This window comes from Cupriavidus pauculus, from assembly GCF_003854935.1.
GTDB classification, from domain to species: Bacteria; Pseudomonadota; Gammaproteobacteria; order Burkholderiales; family Burkholderiaceae; genus Cupriavidus; species Cupriavidus pauculus_C.
In genome coordinates this window covers 1216005-1233513 of the sequence record NZ_CP033970.1, presented here as the reverse complement: position 1 = coordinate 1233513, position 17509 = coordinate 1216005, and the positions used below count along the sequence as shown (strand labels likewise).

The 17509-nt window shown below is 70.3% G+C and carries 17 protein-coding genes; 12 read left to right on the top strand and 5 right to left on the bottom strand.

Features of this window, described 5'->3' with window-relative positions; translation table 11 throughout:
• Positions 1-5 precede the first annotated feature (5 nt).
• The 4 genes from EHF44_RS28905 (at position 6) to EHF44_RS23610 (ending at position 5066) form a co-directional block, all read left to right on the top strand.
• Positions 6-1478: a flagellar hook-length control protein FliK gene (locus EHF44_RS28905; protein WP_124686110.1), complete on the top strand. Its 1473-nt coding sequence runs from the start codon at positions 6-8 to the stop codon at positions 1476-1478.
• Positions 1479-1734: 256 nt separating this feature from the next.
• The gene (locus EHF44_RS23620) at positions 1735-2739 is read left to right on the top strand and encodes an alpha/beta fold hydrolase (RefSeq protein WP_124686109.1); all 1005 of its coding nucleotides are present in this window, start codon (positions 1735-1737) and stop codon (positions 2737-2739) included.
• 96 nt (positions 2740-2835) lie between these two features.
• Positions 2836-3498 (top strand): DNA oxidative demethylase AlkB, encoded by a 663-nt coding sequence (alkB, locus tag EHF44_RS23615; protein WP_124686108.1) that lies wholly within the window; start codon positions 2836-2838, stop codon positions 3496-3498.
• A 110-nt stretch (positions 3499-3608) separates the two neighbouring features.
• Positions 3609-5066: an SLC13 family permease gene (locus tag EHF44_RS23610; protein ID WP_124686107.1), complete on the top strand. Its 1458-nt coding sequence runs from the start codon at positions 3609-3611 to the stop codon at positions 5064-5066.
• A 10-nt stretch (positions 5067-5076) separates the two neighbouring features.
• On the opposite strand, the gene EHF44_RS23605 is transcribed toward EHF44_RS23610, so the two are convergent.
• Together EHF44_RS23605 and EHF44_RS23600 are read right to left on the bottom strand one after the other, a co-directional pair.
• Complete coding sequence (locus EHF44_RS23605; protein ID WP_124686106.1) at positions 5077-5334, bottom strand: helix-turn-helix domain-containing protein; 258 nt, start codon at positions 5332-5334, stop codon at positions 5077-5079.
• Positions 5335-5487: 153 nt separating this feature from the next.
• Positions 5488-6186 carry a GntR family transcriptional regulator gene (locus EHF44_RS23600; protein WP_124686105.1) on the bottom strand — a complete coding sequence of 233 codons (699 nt, stop codon included), beginning with the start codon at positions 6184-6186 and terminating at the stop codon, positions 5488-5490.
• A 151-nt stretch (positions 6187-6337) separates the two neighbouring features.
• Between EHF44_RS23600 and araD the strand changes: the two genes are divergently transcribed.
• The 6 genes from araD to EHF44_RS23570 all read left to right on the top strand — a co-directional run bounded on the left by araD (position 6338) and on the right by EHF44_RS23570 (position 13549).
• A complete protein-coding gene (gene araD / locus EHF44_RS23595) occupies positions 6338-8077 on the top strand; it encodes an L-arabinonate dehydratase (protein WP_124686104.1) in 1740 nt (579 codons plus the stop codon).
• Between the two features lie 10 nt (positions 8078-8087).
• Positions 8088-8807, top strand: coding sequence for a ribonuclease activity regulator RraA (locus tag EHF44_RS23590; RefSeq protein ID WP_124686103.1), 720 nt, complete (start codon positions 8088-8090; stop codon positions 8805-8807).
• Between the two features lie 101 nt (positions 8808-8908).
• A complete protein-coding gene (locus tag EHF44_RS23585) occupies positions 8909-9880 on the top strand; it encodes a Bug family tripartite tricarboxylate transporter substrate binding protein (protein ID WP_124686102.1) in 972 nt (323 codons plus the stop codon).
• A 43-nt stretch (positions 9881-9923) separates the two neighbouring features.
• Positions 9924-10862, top strand: coding sequence for a 2-hydroxyacid dehydrogenase (locus EHF44_RS23580; protein ID WP_124686101.1), 939 nt, complete (start codon positions 9924-9926; stop codon positions 10860-10862).
• Positions 10863-11286: 424 nt separating this feature from the next.
• Positions 11287-12876 (top strand): EAL domain-containing protein, encoded by a 1590-nt coding sequence (locus EHF44_RS23575; RefSeq protein WP_124686100.1) that lies wholly within the window; start codon positions 11287-11289, stop codon positions 12874-12876.
• A gap of 55 nt (positions 12877-12931) precedes the next feature.
• A complete protein-coding gene (locus tag EHF44_RS23570) occupies positions 12932-13549 on the top strand; it encodes a LysE family translocator (RefSeq protein WP_124686099.1) in 618 nt (205 codons plus the stop codon).
• A 21-nt stretch (positions 13550-13570) separates the two neighbouring features.
• Here the strand turns inward: EHF44_RS23570 and EHF44_RS23565 are convergent, their stop codons facing one another.
• Both EHF44_RS23565 and EHF44_RS23560 read right to left on the bottom strand, forming a co-directional pair.
• Positions 13571-14560 (bottom strand): tripartite tricarboxylate transporter substrate binding protein, encoded by a 990-nt coding sequence (locus EHF44_RS23565; RefSeq protein WP_124686098.1) that lies wholly within the window; start codon positions 14558-14560, stop codon positions 13571-13573.
• A 103-nt stretch (positions 14561-14663) separates the two neighbouring features.
• A complete protein-coding gene (locus EHF44_RS23560) occupies positions 14664-15590 on the bottom strand; it encodes a LysR family transcriptional regulator (protein WP_124686097.1) in 927 nt (308 codons plus the stop codon).
• 265 nt (positions 15591-15855) lie between these two features.
• Here EHF44_RS23560 and EHF44_RS23555 point away from each other — a divergent pair, with 265 nt between their 5' ends.
• Together EHF44_RS23555 and EHF44_RS23550 are read left to right on the top strand one after the other, a co-directional pair.
• The gene (locus EHF44_RS23555) at positions 15856-16299 is read left to right on the top strand and encodes a polyhydroxyalkanoate granule-associated phasin (protein WP_216643995.1); all 444 of its coding nucleotides are present in this window, start codon (positions 15856-15858) and stop codon (positions 16297-16299) included.
• Between the two features lie 154 nt (positions 16300-16453).
• Positions 16454-16819 carry a hypothetical protein gene (locus EHF44_RS23550; RefSeq protein ID WP_124686096.1) on the top strand — a complete coding sequence of 122 codons (366 nt, stop codon included), beginning with the start codon at positions 16454-16456 and terminating at the stop codon, positions 16817-16819.
• 78 nt (positions 16820-16897) lie between these two features.
• Here the strand turns inward: EHF44_RS23550 and EHF44_RS23545 are convergent, their stop codons facing one another.
• On the bottom strand, positions 16898-17509 hold the full coding sequence (locus EHF44_RS23545; RefSeq protein WP_124686095.1) for a hypothetical protein: 612 nt from the start codon (positions 17507-17509) through the stop codon (positions 16898-16900).

Sequence of the window (17509 nt, the reverse complement as noted above, 5' to 3'; positions counted from 1 at the left end):
CCACCATGATCGATATCAGCCAGTTGGCCGGCAACGCCGCCGCAGCCCTGAACAGCCTCAAGTCGCCGGACGCCGGCGGCAAGGGCACCGATGCCAACCTGTTCAAGGACACGCTGACCCGCGCGCGCCAGGACGGCCAGCCGGCCGCCCAGCAGGCCAAGGTGCCCGCCAGGGACAGCAAGCCCGACGCCGGGCAGAACACCCAGAAGCCCCAGCCCGAACAGGCCGGCACGAACAACGCGCTGCCCAAGCAGGACGACGCCAAGGTGGCGAAGAAGGATGGCGCGGCCGATACGGCTGACGCTGCCGACCCCGAGACGGCCGACAAGGACGACACGGCCACGGCCAGCGCCGACGCCGCCGCCGTGGCCGCCGCACTGGCCGCCGCCGCGCTGCTGGCCCCGCTGCCCAATCCGCAGCAGGCCCAGCCCACCGGCACCGGCGCCGATGGCACCGCGCTGACCGGCCTGCCGGGACTGCCCGGCCAGCCTGCCGCCACGGCACCCGCCACCGCAGCCAACGCCGCGCCGGCCGCCGCACCGGACGCCGCCGCGCTGCAGGCGCAGGTGGACGCCAACGTGCCGGCCGGCATCGTCACGGAAGCCCCCAAGGGCAGCGTGCCGAACGCGGGCGACACGCTGGCGCTGATCGCCCAGCAACGCGCCGCGCTGCAGAACGCCTCGCCGACCACGGCCGACAAGCTGGCCGCCGCGGCCACCACCGCCGCACCCGCGCAGGGCGCGCCGCAGCACGCAGGCGGCCAGGGCGCCGGCCAGCAGCAGGGCAACCTCGGCCAGTCGAACCAGCCGGCGCCGACCATCGCGGACAACACGCAGGCTGCTCCGTCGACCCAGCCGTCCGCCACGCCGTTCGCCGCCGCACAGGCCGCCGCCCGCACCGGCGAGGCGGCTGACACGGGCGCCACCAACAGCAGCAGCGCCGCCACGCTGGCATCCGCCCTGGCGGCGGCCCAGGCCCCGAACCACGCCGGCCATGCCAGCGCCGCCGCCGCAGCAGCCCGCCCGGTCATCGCGCCGAACGTCGGCGACAGCCAGTGGTCGCAGGCGCTGGGCCAGCAGATGGTGCGCCTGTCGACGCAAGGCAACCAGACCGCCGAGCTGGACCTGAACCCGCCCAACCTGGGCCCGCTGAAGGTGGTGCTGAACGTGGTCAACGACCAGGCCCAGGCCCTGTTCGTATCGCCCCACCAGGCCGTGCGCGCCGCCGTGGAAGCGGCGCTGCCTCAACTGCGCACGTCGATGGCCGAAGCCGGCATCCAGCTCGGCCAGACCTCGGTGGGCGCCGACGGCTTTGCCCAGGCCAACTCGGGCGGCCAGCAACAGCAGCCGCAACGCCAGGCCAGCGGCAGCAGCTTTGGCCAGACCACGGGCTTCGGCAACGAACCAGCCACCCCGGTCGCCGCCACCCCCCGCACCCCGCGCCCGCTGGCACGGGGCGAGGTGGATACGTTCGCTTGAGTCGGTACATGGCGACGTATCGCAACGTCGCCGGTTTGCTCCCCTCTCCTGCCATGCGGGAGAGGGCTTGGGGGTGAGGGCCAGCGGTCCAAACCGCGACACCCGCATCTTGGCATCTTGAGCGGCCTGCCCTCACCCCCGGCCCCTCTCCCGCGCGGGAGAGGGGAGCAAACCCTCAGCCCTTCAAGCCCCACCCGGAACTTCCCCCACCCCCGCATGGTCACTTGTGCGTCCCATCCACAAGCCGCCCCCGACCATGCCCGCACGCCGTCTCCTGCTCCTGGCAGCCCTTGCCATCGCCCCGCTTGCCCACGCTGCCGATGACGGCCCCGCCTACGGCCCGCAGCTCGAAGGTTTCGACTACCCCTACCCCGTCCAGCACTACCGCTTCACGTCGCAGGGCCAGCCGCTCGACATGGCGTTCATGGACATCCAGCCGGAAAAGCCAAACGGCCGCGCCGTGGTGCTGCTGCATGGCAAGAACTTCTGCGGCGCCACGTGGCAGGAGACGATCCGCGAACTGAGCGGTGCCGGCTACCGCGTGGTGGCGCCCGACCAGGTCGGCTTCTGCAAGTCGACCAAGCCGGCGCACTATCAGTACACGTTCCAGCAACTGGCGCGTAACACGCATGACCTGCTGGCATCGATCGGCATCCGCGACGTCACGGTGATGGGCCACTCCACCGGCGGGATGCTGGCGATGCGTTACGCGCTGATGTATCCGAAGGAGACCCGCCAGCTGGTGCTGGTCAACCCGATCGGGCTGGAGGACTGGAAGGCCAAGGGCGTGCCGCCGCTGTCAGTGGACCAGTGGTACGCCCGCGAGCTGAACACCACGGCCGACCGCATCCGCAACTACGAGAAATCCACGTACTACGTGAACCAGTGGAAGCCGGCGTACGAACCTTGGGTGCAGATGCTGGCCGGCATGTACCGCGGCCCCGGCAAGCAGATCGTCGCCTGGAACTCCGCGCTGCTGTACGACATGATCTACACCCAGCCCGTGGTCTACGAAATGGGCGCCATCCAGGCCCCCACGCTGCTGATGATCGGCGACAAGGACACCACGGCCATCGGCAAGGACGCCGCCCCGCCCGAGATCCAGCCCACGCTGGGCCGCTACCCCGAACTGGCCCAGCGCACGGCGAAGGCCATCCCGAACACGACGCTGGTGCAATTCCCCGAACTGGGCCACGCGCCGCAGATGCAGGACCCGGCGGCGTTCCACAAGGCGTTGCTGGAGGGGATGAAGGGCAGGTAGGGGCTGGCGCGTGACTTCCGGGGGGCCGTTACGACGGCGGCGGCATCCAGCGTGAAACAATCGCCATTCGCAACAAACGAAACGCTGCCCTTTGACATGACTTTCGACCTCTTCGACGCCCTTCCCACCGACCCCGACGCCGCGCCGGCCGCCGAGCCCCTGGCGCCCGGCGCGGTGGTGCTGCGCGGCTTTGCGCGCGAGGCCGGGCCGGCGCTGCTGGGCGCCGTGGGCGAAGTCAGCGCGGGCTCACCTTTCCGGCATCTGGTGACGCCGGGCGGGCTGCGGATGTCGGTGGCGATGACCAATTGCGGCGAGCGGGGGTGGGTGTCGGATCGCACGGGCTACCGCTACGATGGCGTCGATCCCGATTCGGGCCGGCCCTGGCCGCCGATGCCCGAGCCGTTCCGCCAACTGGCGCGCGATGCCGCCGCTGCGGCCGGGTATGCCGATTTCCGGCCCGACGCCTGCCTGATCAACCGCTACCTGCCCGGCACGCGGCTGTCGCTGCACCAGGATCGTGACGAGTTGGACCTGCGCGCGCCGATCGTGTCGGTGTCGCTGGGCCTGCCGGCCACGTTCCTCTGGGGCGGGCTGCGGCGGGCCGACGGGCCGGCGCGGGTGCGGCTGGCGCATGGCGACGTGGTGGTCTGGGGTGGCCCGTCGCGGCTGGTGTTCCATGGGATCGCGCCGCTGGCCGCAGGTGACCACCCACTGACCGGGGCCGAGCGCATCAACCTGACCTTCCGCAAGACGCGCTAGCGGGGTCACGCGGCAGTTGCCTGCCTGTCGAGACAATCCTACGATAGCGACTCAGCACTTCCGCTCATCAAACAAGACCCGCATCGACGGGCGCTCCGAGACAGATCCCGATGTCGATTACCCCCGGCCGTGCCGACGTGCGGCCCGGCGCCCCGCCGCCCCCTCCCCCGTCGCCCCCGCTTGCCGGCCGTCCCGCCGATTCGCTGCGCGCCGCCCTGCTGATCGGCGCCTGCATTGCCGCCGTCTGGATCGCCGGCAGTGCGCTGCATGCGCCGCCCGCACTGATCTGGGCCGGGGCGCTGGTCCTGTCGACGGTCTGCTGCTGGGCCGTGGGCGTGCTGCCCGAGCCCACGGCCACGCTGCTGTTCTTCCTGGCCGCCGTGGTGTTCCACATCGCGCCGCCAACCGTGGTGTTCTCCGGTTTCACGTCCACCGCGTGGTGGCTGATGTTCGGCGGCGCCGTGACCGGCGTGGCGCTGCGCAGCACGGGGCTGGCGCTGCGGCTGGCCGACATCATCTTCCGCAAGCGCGTGGGCACCTATCCGCAGGTGATCACCACCGTGGCGCTCAGCGCGGTGGGGCTGGCGTTCCTGATGCCGTCCACCACGGGCCGCGTGCTGCTGCTGATGCCGATCGTGCTGGCGCTGGCGGACCGGCTGGGCTTTGCCCCGGCGTCCAACGGCCGCATCGGCATGGTGATGACCGTGGCGCTGGCCAGCTACATGCCGCCCACCACGATCCTGCCGGCCAATATCCCGAACAGCGTGCTGCTGGGCGCGGCCAGTTCGCTGTACCACATCAACCTCAGCTACGGCAGCTACCTGCTGCTGCATTTTCCGGTGCTAGGCGCGCTGAAGACCGTGCTGCTGATCTGGATGATCTGCAAGCTGTTCCCGGAAAAAGGCCCGCTGCCGGCGCAGGCGCCCGTCACGGCCACGGCGATGGGCGCGCAGGAGCGGGTGCTGGCCATCATCCTGGCGCTGGCCGTGGCCGGGTTCGCCACCGATGCGTGGCACGGCATCTCGCCCGCCTGGATCTCGCTGGCCGCCTGCATCGTGTGCCTGCTGCCCGGCATCGGGCTAGTGTCGCCAAAGGCGCTGTCCGAGCAGGTCCACCTGGTGCCGCTGATCTACGTGGCGGGCTTTCTGGGGCTGGGCGCCGTGGTGGAATCCACGGGCCTGGGCAGCGCCATCAGCGCGGGGCTGCTGCACGTGCTGCCGCTGACGCCGGGCCACACGGCGGCCAATGTCGGCACGATCGGGGCGATGGGGGCGGTGCTGGGGATGATGTCGACGCTGCCGGCGCTGCCGGCCGTGCTCACGCCGCTGGCGCGCGACCTGGCAACCGCCACGGGGCTGCCGCTGGAAACGGTGCTGATGCTGCAGGTGCCGGTGTTCTCGACCGTGTTCTTTCCGTACCAGTCGCCGCCGATCGTGATTGCGATGCAGCTTGGCGGCGTGGGGCTGCGGCATGGCACGCGGCTGTGCCTGGCGATGGCGGCGCTGACGATCGTGCTGCTGCTGCCGCTCGACTACTTCTGGTGGAAGCTGCTGGGCTACCTGCCCTGATGCGCGGCGCCTACCACTCCAGCTTGTCCAGCAGCGCATCGCTCATCACGCGCGGCTCGATGACGAGGTCCAGGTCGTAGGCGCCCAGCAGCGCCAGCAGTTGCGCCACGCTGATGGTTTCGGGATTCAGTTCCATATGGGACACGCGGCTCTGGCTGATGGCCAGCCGCGCGGCGGCGTCGGCCTGGGTCAGGCCGGCGATCTTGCGCGCGCCCTGGAGCACCTGCCCCAATTGCTCGCTGGTGGTAATGGTGACTCTGGCGGACATCTCGGTCTACCCGGCAGTAGGTACCTCCCGAATCTATCAATTTCCACCGGCAATCGACAAATTCTTCGTGGCTGACGTTTGCGGAGATGCTGCCAATACCCATCCGATGGGTAGATTTGCGCGCAGTCGTTGCCAAAAACAAACGGCGCGCGGTCAGCGCAGGTAGTCGCGGAAGCTGGCGCGGATTTCCTCGACGTTGGCCAGCGTGCCGGTCAGGTGGCCGCGCAGCGCCGCCTCGGCACCGGGCACGTCACCGGCCCCAATGGCATCGACGATGGCCGCATGGTCGCGCAGCACCGCATGAGCCTTGCCCGGAATCGGCAGGTGCAGGCGGCGCAGGCGGTCCAGGTGGCCGCTCTGGCGGCGCACCAGCCCGAACAGGTCGGGCACGGCGGCGGCCTCGTAGAGCTGGCGATGGAAATACTGGTCGTTGGCCGTGAATTCGGCCAGGTCGTCGAGTTCCAGCATGCGCTGCTGGCGCGCGATGGTGGCCCGCAGCCGGTCCACCAGGGCGGCGTCGGGCGCGCCGGCCAGCGCGCGAACGATCTCCACCTCCACCGACCGGCGCAGGAAGTGCGCCTGCCGTGCCAGCGCCACGTCGATCCGACTCACGCGCGTGGCGTGCTGCGGGAACACGTCGACCAGCCCTTCCTCGGCCAGCCGCATCAGCGCGTCACGCACCGGCGTCTGGCTGATGCCGTACTGCAGCGCCAGCTCCGGGCGGGACAGCACCGTGCCGGGGGGCAGCGCCAGCGAGATGATCTGGTCGCGCATGTGCTCGAACACCTGCGGCGCCGCCTGGCGCGTACGGTCGAACTGGAACTGGGCGGGGTTGGGTAGCGTGGCGGCCATGCGAAGGTGACAAGTGCGTTGGGCGCGATTCTAGCTGAACGAACGACGGGAAGATCGCGTTGACGTACTAATATATTAGTGCTTTAATCCATCGAAACACGGTCGTCGTACAACTGAACGGCCGAACGATTACCAAGTGGAAGAGACAACCATGACGGCACCGAAGAAGACGCCGGACCAGCTACGCAGCGCGCGCTGGTTCGCGCCCGACGACTTGCGTTCGTCCGGGCATCGCTCGCGGATCATGCAGATGGGCTACGCGCCCGATGAATGGATGGGCAAGCCGCTCATCGCGATCATCAACACCTGGTCCGACATCAACCCCTGCCACGCGCACTTCAAGCAGCGCGTGGACGACGTGAAGCGCGGCATCCTGCAGGCCGGCGGTTTCCCCATGGAACTGCCGGCCATTTCGTTGTCCGAGAGCTCGGTCAAGCCGACCACCATGCTCTACCGCAACCTGCTGGCCATCGAGACCGAGGAGCTGATCCGCTCCCACCCCATCGACGGCGCCGTGCTGATGGGCGGCTGCGACAAGACCACGCCGGGCCTGCTGATGGGCGCCACCAGCGCCGGCGTGCCGGCCATCTACGTGCCCGCCGGCCCCATGCTGCGCGGCAACTACAAGGGCCAGGTGCTGGGGTCGGGCTCCGACGCCTGGAAGTTCTGGGACGAGCGCCGCGCGGGCAACATCAGCAAGACCGAATGGATCGGCATCGAGGGCGGCATCGCGCGCAGCCACGGCACCTGCATGACGATGGGCACGGCCAGCACGATGACGGCCATCGCCGAGACCATCGGCATGACGCTGCCCGGCGCGTCGTCGATCCCGGCCGCCGACGCCAACCACATCCGCATGTGCTCCGAGGCCGGCCGCCGCATCGTCGACATGGTCTGGGAAGACCTGACGCCGCAGCGCATCCAGACGCGCGCGTCGTTCGAGAACGCCATCGCGGTGGCCATGGCGATGGGCTGCTCCACCAACGCCATCATCCACGTCATCGCCATGGCCCGCCGCGCCGGCCACGATATCGGCCTGGACGACTTCGACCGCATGAGCCGCCACGTGCCCGTGATTGCCAATATCCGGCCCAGCGGCGACAAGTACCTGATGGAGGACTTCTTCTACGCGGGCGGGCTGCCGGCGCTGATGACGCGCATCCGGGACAAGCTGCACCTGGACGCGCCCACGGTCACGGGCCGCACGCTGGGCGAGAACATCGCCGGCGCCGAGGTACACAACGACGACGTGATCCGCACCCCGGCCAACGCGCTGTACCAGGAAGGCGCGCTGGCCGTCCTGCGCGGCAACATCGCCCCCGACGGCTGCGTGATCAAGCCCAGCGCCTGCGAGAAGCGGTTTTTCCGGCATACGGGGCCGGCGCTGGTGTTCGACGACTATCCGTCGATGAAGGCAGCCGTCGAGGACGAGACGCTGGACGTGACCGCCGACCACATCCTGATCCTGCGCAACGCCGGCCCGCTGGGCGGCCCCGGCATGCCCGAGTGGGGCATGCTGCCGATTCCGAAGAAGCTGGTGAAGCAGGGCGTGCGCGACATGCTGCGGATGTCCGACGCGCGCATGAGCGGCACCAGCTACGGCGCCTGCATCCTGCACGTGGCGCCCGAGGCGTACATCGGCGGCCCGTTCGCACTGGTCCGCACCGGCGATCTGATCACCGTGGATATCGACCAGCGCCGCATCCACCTGGAAGTGTCCGACGAGGAACTGGCGGCCCGCCGCGCCGCCTGGACCCCGCCGCCGCCGCGCTACGCGCGCGGCTACGGCTACATCTTTTCGCAGCACGTGCGGCAGGCCAACGACGGCTGCGACTTCGACTTCCTGCAAACCGACTTCGGCGCCCCCGTGGGCGAACCGAGCATCTACTGAGGCCCGACCGATGACCCCGCTCAGTTCCAGCCTGCGCGATGCGCTGAAGACCGTCAGCACGGCCACGCTGTGCACCGCGCTGTTCAAGCGCGGCCTGCGCAACCAGTTCATCCAGGACGTGCGGCCGCTGAACCCGGCCGGCGGCACGATGGTCGGCCCGGCCTTCACGCTGCGCTACATCCCCGCCCGCGAGGACCTGAACCCGATCACGGTGTTCCAGGACCCGAACCACCCGCAGCGCCAGGCCATCGAGCAGTGCCCGCCCGGCGCCGTGCTGGTGATCGACAGCCGCAAGGACGCCCGCGCCGCCAGCGCCGGGTCCATCCTGGTCACGCGGCTGATGCAGCGCGGCGGCGCGGGCATCGTCACCGACGGCGGCTTCCGCGACTCGCCCGAGATCGCGCAGATGGCGATGCCGGCCTACCACCACCGCCCGTCGGCACCGACCAACCTGACGCTGCACCAGGCGCTGGAGTTCGACGTGCCGATCGGCTGCGGCGACGTGGCGGTGTTCCCCGGCGACGTGATGGTCGGCGACGCCGAGGGCGTGGTCGTCATCCCGCGCCACATGGCCGAGGAAATCGCCGCCGAGGCGGTGGAGATGACCGCGTTCGAGGATTTCGTGACCGAACAGGTCCGCAACGGCCGCTCGATCATCGGCCTCTACCCCCCGACATCCGAGCAGGCCCGCGAGGACTTTGCCGCATGGCGAAAGGCAGCCGGCCGCTGAGGCGGCGGCTGGAAACACCCCCACTGTTTGCTCCCCTCTCCCGCACGCGGGAGGGGGAAAAATCGAAACGACACCACCACAAGAACACCCCGGAGATCCCCATGCCCACCCTCCCCCGCATCGCCGCCCTCGCCCTGGCCGCTGCCACGCTTGCCCTGCCCGCGCACGCGCAGGACCCGTGGCCCACGCGGTCGGTGACCATCATCGTGCCGTTCACGCCCGGGGGCGGCACCGACATCGGCACGCGGCTGGTGGCGCAGCGGCTGGCGCAGCTCTGGGGCCAGCCCGTCGTGGTGGACAACCGTCCCGGCGCGGCCGGCAACGTGGGGCTGGAACTGACCGCCCGGGCCAAGCCGGACGGCTACACGCTGGTGGCCGGCAACGTCGGCACGCAGTCGATCAACCCGTTTCTCTACAAGAAGCTCAACTACAAGCCCGACAGCTTCGTACCCGTGACGATGATGGCCGAGCTGCCGTTCGCGCTGGTGGTCACGCCGGGGCTGCCCGCCAGAACGCCGAAGGAACTGGTGGCGCTGGCCAAGGCCAAGCCGGGCAAGCTGACGTTTGCCAGCTCCGGCACGGGCGGCTCGCCGCACCTGTCGGGCGAGATCTTCAAAGCCGCCACCGGCACCGACATGCTGCACGTGCCCTACAAGGGCGGCGGCGCCGCGATGACCGACCTGATGGCCGGCAACGTCGACATGCTGTTCGCGTCGATCCTGGAGACCACGGGCCACGTCAAGGCCGGCAAGCTGCGCGCGCTGGCGGTGACGGGGTCGGTGCGCTCGCCGTCGATGCCCGACGTGCCGACGCTGGCCGAGGCCGGCATCCAGAACGCGGAATCCGGCTCGTGGGTGGGCCTGCTGGCCCCGGCCGGCACGCCGAAGGACGTCGTCGACAAGATCGCCGCCGACGTGAAGAAGGTGGTGGCCATGCCCGAGGTGAAGAAGCAGCTCGTGGAACAGGGCGCGATTCCGGTGGGCAGCACGCCGCAGCAGTTTGCCGAGACCATCGCCAATGACCGCAAGCGTTACGCAAGGATCATCGCCGATAATCACCTGAGCGCCGACTGACCGCGCCCTTTCCCACCCAACGGACACCAAGGACCCCTTCCGCATGAAACCCCGCCTCCTGCAGCATGGCCGGCTGCCCGAACAGACCGAAGCCCGCCTGGCCGAGCATTTCGACGTGCATCCGTTCTGGGCCGAAAGCGACCCGGCCGCCTACCTGGCGCAACACGGCGGCGAGTTCGTGGCGATGACCACGCGCGCCGCCACGGGCGTGGACGCCACGATGCTGGCCGCGCTGCCGAATCTGCGCGTCGTTTCCAGCTTCGGCGTGGGCCTGGACAAGCTCGACCTCGACACGGCCCGCGCGCGCGGCATCGCCGTGGGCTACACGCCCGACGTGCTCAACGACTGCGTGGCCGACACCGCCTTCGCGCTGCTGATGGACGCGGCGCGCCAGGTCAGCGCCGCCGACCGCTACGTGCGGCGCGGCGCATGGCCGCGCGGCCCGTACCCGCTGACCACGCGCGTGAGCGGCAAGCGGCTGGGCATCGTCGGCATGGGCCGCATCGGCCGGGTCATCGCCAAGCGGTCCAGCGGGTTCGACATGGAAGTACGCTACTTCGGCCGCAAGGCGCAGGACGGCGTGCCGTACGGCTTCGAGCCGTCGCTGCCGGCGCTGGCCGAATGGGCCGACTTTCTGGTGATTGCCGCCTCGGGCGGGCCCGAAACGCGCCACCTTGTGTCGGCCGACGTACTCAAGGCGCTTGGCCCGCAGGGCTACCTGATCAACATCGCGCGCGGCACCGTGGTCGACGAGGCCGCGCTGGTCGATGCGCTGGCGAACCAGCGCATCGCCGGCGCCGGGCTGGACGTGTTCGAGGACGAGCCCAACGTGCCGCCCGCGCTGTTCGCGCTGGACAACGTGGTGCTGCTGCCCCACGTGGCCAGCGGCACGCACGAGACCCGCGCCGCCATGGCCGGGCTGGTGTTCGACAACCTGCAGAGCTTCTTTGCCACCGGGGCCGTCCTGCGGTCCGCGATCTGAGGCGCTGAAAAAGCGTAGCCGGGTCGACTCCCGGCCCAAACCCGCGCGCGCGGCCCGGCCCGCGGCGCGGCGCGGCTGCCGGGCATCCCCCGCTGAGCCGCCCCCTCCGCGCGCCCGGCCCCCCTGGGCGCGCCGCCACCGTGCGCCAGCCCACCCCCCGCCATCTGGATGGATTCGGGCGTAGCGCAAATTCCCTTACCCTGTGCGCAGGTTCCGCCCCTGGGCGCGCCGTCGCCGGCCTGCAAAAATGCAACCGCCGGGCCGGCATGACAGACGGGCAGGCCGATTGTTAGCTATGCTCCCCAGAGCGGGTAGATGATCCCGGGCCCCTGCCGCCGGCCCGGGGCCACGGCTGGCGCGGCGGCACTTTCACTTCCGTTGAGACGGGACGGCGCCGCCGCGGCGCGTCTCCTGAGGGCACCCGATGCAGCGTAGCTGGTTCGTGGTTGTGACAATCGTGCTGGCGACGATGGCCACGCTGTTCCCGGTCGGGATCGGCGTGTTCATGGCCCAGCTCGAAGCCAACCGGCGCGAATCCGAGCAGCTCAGCGTGTTCGCGGACGCCGCCGTGGCCCGTGCCGAAACGGTCATGACCCAGGCCCTGAACGCGCTGCAGGACCTGGAATCGCTGCGCGACGACCCCTGCTCGGCGTCGCACCTGGTGGAGATGCGGCGCATCACCTACACCTACCGCCATATCCAGGACGCCGGCGCCTACCGCGGCGGCAAGCGGCTGTGCTCGGCGCTGCTGGGCGCCGTGCAGGCCAACCAGTTCCTGCTGCCGCCGCCCGACTGGCGCACGCCCGACGGCCTGGACTACTGGTTCGACCAGCCCAACCCGTTCGCGGCGCCGCGCCGGTCGATGCTGCTGGGGCGCAACGGCAGCTACGTCGGCATGGACCCGCAGACCTTCGTCGACGTGGTGGACCGCGAGACGCGCATGCTGGCCGCCGTGCAGACCGATGCCGGACGCATCTTCGCGGCGTCGCAGGGCGCCAGCGTGCCGCGCCTGCAGCGCGCCTACGCCGACCATGCCTACGGGTCGGGCAAGGACGTGGGCAGCGACGACGATGCGTCGATCGTGCTGCGCCGCTCGCGCACCATGCCGCTGGCCGTGGTGGTGCTGGCGCCGCGCACGGCGCTGCTGGCCAACTGGAAGGCGCTGCTGGTGGGTGGCCTGGGCGTGGGGCTGGCGGCCGGCATGCCGCTGGGCATCCTGGTCTGGCGGCGCGCCACGCGGCGCTTCAGCCTGGAGGGCGAACTGCGCGGCGCGGTGCGGCGGCACGAGATGGCCGTCCACTACCAGCCCATCGTGTCGCTGGCCGACAACCAGCCGGTGGGCGTCGAGGCGCTGGTCCGCTGGCGCCGCCACGGGCGGCTGGTGCGCCCGAACCTGTTCATCCCGATGGCCGAGAACGCCGGGCTGATCCAGCAGATCACGGACCAGGTGCTGGACATCGTGCTGGCCGAACTGGGCACGCTGCTGCGGCGGCATCCGCACTTCTACGTGTCGATCAACGTCGGCGTGGAAGACCTGAAGAGCCGCCGCTTCCTGAGCGTGCTGACGGCGCGGCTGCGCGGCACCGGCATCGCGCCGGACCAGATCCGCATCGAGGCCACCGAGCGCGGCTTTCTGGAGCCCGACGTGGCGCGCGACACCATCCAGGCATTCCGCGACGCCGGCCACCCGGTCTATATCGACGACTTCGGCACCGGCTATTCGAGCCTGTCGTACCTGCAGAGCTTCAAGGTGGACGCGCTGAAGATCGACAAGTCGTTCGTCGACACCATCGGGCAGGAGGCGGCGTCGAGCACCGTGGCGCCGCACATCATCGCCATGGCCCAGTCGCTGGGCCTGCAGGTGGTGGCCGAGGGCATCGAGGACCGCAACCAGGCCGATTTCCTGCGCGCGCAGGGCGTGGACTACGGCCAGGGCTGGCTGTTCGGGCGCCCGGTGCCCGCTGTGGAACTGGCGCAACTGCTGGCGCGCTCCACGCCGCAGGTGGCGGCCTAGCCGATAGAATCGCTGCGATCGGCCTGCCACGACCACCATGAACGGAGACCCCGCGATGTCCCTGCCCGCCCTGTTCCTGACCGCTGCCGGCGTTGGCCTGGCGGTGGCCGCGCCCGTCGGCCCGATGGGCATGCTCTGCATCCGCCGCACACTGACCGATGGCCCGCGCGCCGGGCTGGCCATCGGCTTCGGCATTGCCTGCGGCGACGCGGTCTACGGGCTGGTGGCCGCGCTGGGGCTGGTGGGGGTGTCGCAGTTCATGCTGGCCTACGACAAGCCGCTGCACGTGGCCGCCGGGCTGTTCCTGCTCTACCTGGGGCTGCGCACGTTCTTCCAGAAGCCCACGGAGCAGGTGGCCACGCTGCGCGCCAATGGGTCGAAGCTGCGCGCGTTCGGCAGCGCCTTGCTGCTGACGCTGACCAACCCGCAGACTGTGATCATGTTCGCCGCGCTGTTCGCCACGCTGGCGCCGCGCGGGGCATTCTCGACGACCATCGCCATGACCACGGTGCTGGGCGTGTTCTGCGGGTCCATCGCGTGGTGGTGCGTGCTGGTGGCGATGGTCACCGGCGCCCGGCATGCGCTGGGCACGCGGTTGCGCCAGTGGATCGACCGCGTGGCCGGGCTGGCGCTGGCCGCGTTTGGCGTGGCGGAGATCCGCCGCGCGCTGTAGGCGCCACGGCGGTGGGTGGCGTTATTCGGCCTTGGCGCCGGAATCCTTTGCTACCTGCGTCCACTTGGCGGTTTCGGTCTTGATGAAGCCGGCCAGCTGCGGCGGCGTCATGTCGCCGGCGGTCACGCCCTGCTCGTCAAAGCGCTTCTGCACGTCGGGCTGCTTCAGCACCTTGGCCAGTTCGGCGCTCATGCGCTGGCGGATCGGCTCCGGCGTGCCGTGCGGGGCCATCAGCGCGTACCACGTGGTCACCTCGTAGCCGGGCACGCCGCTCTCCGCCACGGTCGGCACGCCGGGATAGGCCGCCGAGCGCTTGGCCGACGTCACCGCCAGCGCCTTGACCTTGCCGCTCTTGATATGGGGATTGGCCGACGGGCTGGTCTCGATGGCCATCTGGATCTGGCCGGCCATCAGGTCGGTCATCATCGGCGCGCCGCCCTTGTACGGCACGTGCGAAATATCGGTCCTGGTCAGCGCGCGGAACAGCTCGCCGGACAGGTGCTCGGTGCTGCCGATGCCGGCCGAGCCATAGTTGACCTTGCCCGGATTGGCCTTGATGTAGGCCACCAGCTCCTGCACGGTCTTGGCCGGGATCGACGGATTGACGATCAGCACGTTGGGCGTCAGCGCCACCATGCCGATGGGCGCCAGATCCTTCTGGAAGTCGTACGGCAGGGACTTGTAGATGCCGGGCGCCATGGTGTGGGCCACGGTGGCCAGCAGGAACGTGTAGCCGTCCGGGTTGGCGCGCGCCACCAGGGCGCCGCCGATGGTGCCGCCCGCGCCGGGGCGGTTGTCCACCACCACGGGCTGGCCCAGCGCCTCGCCCAGCCGCTGGCCGACCGCCCGGCCGATGATGTCGGTGGTGCCGCCCGACGCGAACGGCACGACCAGCGTGATCGGCTTGGACGGCCAGTTGTCGGCGGCCAGGGCGGAACCGGAAAGGGCGGCGGCCAGGGCAAAGGTGCCAAGCGCCTTGAGCGCGACGCGGCGCGGCATGCGTGAGGTCATGCGGAGTCTCCTGCGGGAATCGTTGGATTTGTGGGATCTGCTGGACCCCCGACTCTACGCAAGCGGGCACCCGGCGCGCCAGCCCCGCCCCGGCGTACCGTGTTCAGGATTTGTGAAGGGTCGCGCCGGGCCAGCGGCCGGCCGTCACCAGCTGGCGCGCCACCTGCTCCAGCACGCCGCGCGCGGCCAGGCCGGCCGGCGACAGTTCGTCGTCGGACAGGCTGACCAGCAGGTTGGGCCGGCTCACGCCGGCGTCCGAGATCTCGATCAGCGCCAGCGGATCGCCCAGGTGGCGCGCCACGGCCGCGCCGGGCTGGATCGTCGCGCCGATGCCGGCGCGCACCGCATCCATCAGCACGGCCAGCCCGTCGATCTCGGCCACCACGTTCAGCGGCCGCTGGCTGCGCGCCGACGCGGCGTTGAGCACCGCCCGCAGCCCATGCGAGCCGCTGGGCAGGATCAGCGGCAGGTCGCCAATCTCGTCGAGCCGCATGGTGCGGGCCGCCGGCAGCCCCGGCTGGTCGGCCCGCGCGATCACGAACAGCCGCTCTTCCAGCAGCGGCAGGCTGCTCCAGCGCTGCCCCGGCTCAAGCTGGAACAGCACGGCAAGGTCGAGCTGCCGCGCGCCGATCATCGTCGCCAGCCCGCCGGACAGGCTTTCCACGAGGTGCAGGCGGATATCGGGATAGCGGTCGCGCATGGCGACCATGAACGACGGGCCCAGCACGGCCAGCGTGCTCGGTGCCATGCCCACGCTGACATGGCCCGACAGCCGCGCGGTACGGGCCGCCAGCGCCGCATCGTCGGCATGGCGCAGCGCCAGTTGCGCCTGGCGCCAGAACGCCAGCCCGGCATCGGTGGGCACCACGCCCGTGGACGTACGCTGCAGCAGGCGCGTGGACAGCTCGCTTTCCAGCCGGCTGATCTGCTGGCTCAGCGCCGACGTGACCACGCCGAGCCGCTGGGCCGCCTGCCCCATGCTGCCCAGTTCCACCACGTGCACGAAGTAGCGCAGTTGCCGCAGTTCCATTTCCCATCCCGGTCATGAAGAGCCGCTATTGTGCCTGCGATATGTCACACGCTGGGCCGCCCCGAGCCCCGGCGCGGCGCACACGTGATGCCCGGGCCACCGCGTCACGCCTGCCGGTTGACCCATCGGCCGGATGGGCACACGATGTGGTGGTCGCCCCCGGGGGTTGCCGTGATGTGCGCGCCCTGCGCACCGCCAGACAACCATCACGCGCCCCGCTTGCAGCACTTTTTTCCTCACAGGTTTTTCAACCGGAGTTTCCAGCATGCCAAGCAATCCGACGACCTTCTGGGCCACCTGGGCCATGCCTGCCACCTTCCCGTTCCCCGCCTTTGCGCCGTTCGGCGACGCCAAGGTGATGGAAACGTGGCAGAAGTTCATGGGCCTGAACACCGATTTCACGAAGTCCATGACCGAGGAGGCGCAGTTCGACTGGGCGTCGTTCTTTGTCCCGCAGGACCCGGAGGAGCTGTACGCGCGCCAGTGGAACAACCAGATGCCGCTGTTGTCGATCCCGCTGCACTACGCGTCGGCCATGATGGAACTGGGCGCGGCCACGCAGCGGGCCTGGATGGACGCCTGGGGCCACATGCTGGGCATGCCGGCGCTGGCCACCGCGGCCACGGATGCGGCGGCCGATGCGGTGGTCGATGTCCCGGCCGCGCAGGTCCGCGAGACGCCCCGGCCGCGCAAGCCGGCGGCGCACTAGCCGCCGAGAACCGTTACCGGCCGTAACGGCAGGTTCCGGCGTCAGCGACTATCCTTGCAGAGATTGCATTCCAGGCGTCATGCCGCCTGCCCGATGGCTTAGTGGGCGCACTCGGGCGGGCCCCTGAATCGCGCCCTCAACTGGCGAGGCTCTCATGAGCAAGACACTCCTTTCCAGCCTGATCGTCGCAGCCGCGGCCGTGGCCATGGCCCCGCTTGCACACGGGCAAACCAAGCAGTTCGATCCGTACTCGCAGGGTGCCAAGGCCGGCAAGGCCGACCCGTACACCGACGGCGCCAAGGCCGGCAAGTTCGACCCCTACACCGATGGCGCCAAGCAGTCCACGCGGACCGACCTGGCCCCGTCGGCCAAGGCCGATCCGTACACGGACGGTGCGAAGTCGGACAAGTACAACCCGTACACGGACGGCGCCCGCACCGGCAAGCCCGATCCCTATACCGACGGCGCGCGGGTCGGCAAGCCCGATCCCTATACCGACGGCGCCAAGTCCAGCAAGTAACCCCGCGCGGCCTGCCGCCGCCACCCGACGCCCGGCGATGCCTCGCCGGGCGTTTTTGCGTCCGGGGCCGGCTGGCGGTCACGTCGGCGGCGCGCCGTCCTTGAGCCACGGCAGGAAGTGGTGCAGGAACCGCGACGCGGCAGGCATGAAGTAGCTGCCGTGGTGGTAGCACGGGTCCAGCGTCGCCACGATGCGCCGGCCCGGGCCGGTGGCCGCGTCGTCGTACAGCACCGAGCGGCCATCGACGGTATCCACCACCGACACGGCACCGGGTGGCGTCAGCAGGTCGCCGTGGCGGTGCCACGTGGCGTCGGCCAGCCGCATCCGGCGGAACAGCCCGTGGCCGGGATCGCCGACGCGCAGCCCGCTGTCCGCATCGGGCTCCAGCCACCACCAGAAATTGGTGACCGTGGGCCGCCATTGCACGCCGTCGAGCCACAGGTCGGCGCGGCATTCGCCCAGCGCCACCACGAGCTTGCCGGCCGCCAGGAAGGCGTCGATCGCCGGGCGCGCCGCCACCAGGTCCGCCGGGTTCTGGCGGCTGGCCACGTACAGGCAGTCGAACGGGGCCAGGTCTGCCTGCGGCAGGTCGGGCGCGTAGACGTTGGCGTCGAAATACCCGCGCAGCGCGGGGTCGTTGAAGGTTGCGTGATGGTAATAGGTGCCGCCATCCACGAATGCGATACGCAC

What these genes read in the sequence shown, in the direction of transcription:
- EHF44_RS28905 (WP_124686110.1), top strand. Translation starts at nt 6, where the DNA reads ATGATCGATATCAGCCAGTTGGCCGGCAACGCCGCCGCAGCCCTGAAC.
- EHF44_RS23620 (WP_124686109.1), top strand. Translation starts at nt 1,735, where the DNA reads ATGCCCGCACGCCGTCTCCTGCTCCTGGCAGCCCTTGCCATCGCCCCG.
- alkB (WP_124686108.1), top strand. Translation starts at nt 2,836, where the DNA reads ATGACTTTCGACCTCTTCGACGCCCTTCCCACCGACCCCGACGCCGCG.
- EHF44_RS23610 (WP_124686107.1), top strand. Translation starts at nt 3,609, where the DNA reads ATGTCGATTACCCCCGGCCGTGCCGACGTGCGGCCCGGCGCCCCGCCG.
- EHF44_RS23605 (WP_124686106.1), bottom strand. Translation starts at nt 5,334, where the DNA reads ATGTCCGCCAGAGTCACCATTACCACCAGCGAGCAATTGGGGCAGGTG.
- EHF44_RS23600 (WP_124686105.1), bottom strand. Translation starts at nt 6,186, where the DNA reads ATGGCCGCCACGCTACCCAACCCCGCCCAGTTCCAGTTCGACCGTACG.
- araD (WP_124686104.1), top strand. Translation starts at nt 6,338, where the DNA reads ATGACGGCACCGAAGAAGACGCCGGACCAGCTACGCAGCGCGCGCTGG.
- EHF44_RS23590 (WP_124686103.1), top strand. Translation starts at nt 8,088, where the DNA reads ATGACCCCGCTCAGTTCCAGCCTGCGCGATGCGCTGAAGACCGTCAGC.
- EHF44_RS23585 (WP_124686102.1), top strand. Translation starts at nt 8,909, where the DNA reads ATGCCCACCCTCCCCCGCATCGCCGCCCTCGCCCTGGCCGCTGCCACG.
- EHF44_RS23580 (WP_124686101.1), top strand. Translation starts at nt 9,924, where the DNA reads ATGAAACCCCGCCTCCTGCAGCATGGCCGGCTGCCCGAACAGACCGAA.
- EHF44_RS23575 (WP_124686100.1), top strand. Translation starts at nt 11,287, where the DNA reads ATGCAGCGTAGCTGGTTCGTGGTTGTGACAATCGTGCTGGCGACGATG.
- EHF44_RS23570 (WP_124686099.1), top strand. Translation starts at nt 12,932, where the DNA reads ATGTCCCTGCCCGCCCTGTTCCTGACCGCTGCCGGCGTTGGCCTGGCG.
- EHF44_RS23565 (WP_124686098.1), bottom strand. Translation starts at nt 14,560, where the DNA reads ATGACCTCACGCATGCCGCGCCGCGTCGCGCTCAAGGCGCTTGGCACC.
- EHF44_RS23560 (WP_124686097.1), bottom strand. Translation starts at nt 15,590, where the DNA reads ATGGAACTGCGGCAACTGCGCTACTTCGTGCACGTGGTGGAACTGGGC.
- EHF44_RS23555 (WP_216643995.1), top strand. Translation starts at nt 15,856, where the DNA reads ATGCCAAGCAATCCGACGACCTTCTGGGCCACCTGGGCCATGCCTGCC.
- EHF44_RS23550 (WP_124686096.1), top strand. Translation starts at nt 16,454, where the DNA reads ATGAGCAAGACACTCCTTTCCAGCCTGATCGTCGCAGCCGCGGCCGTG.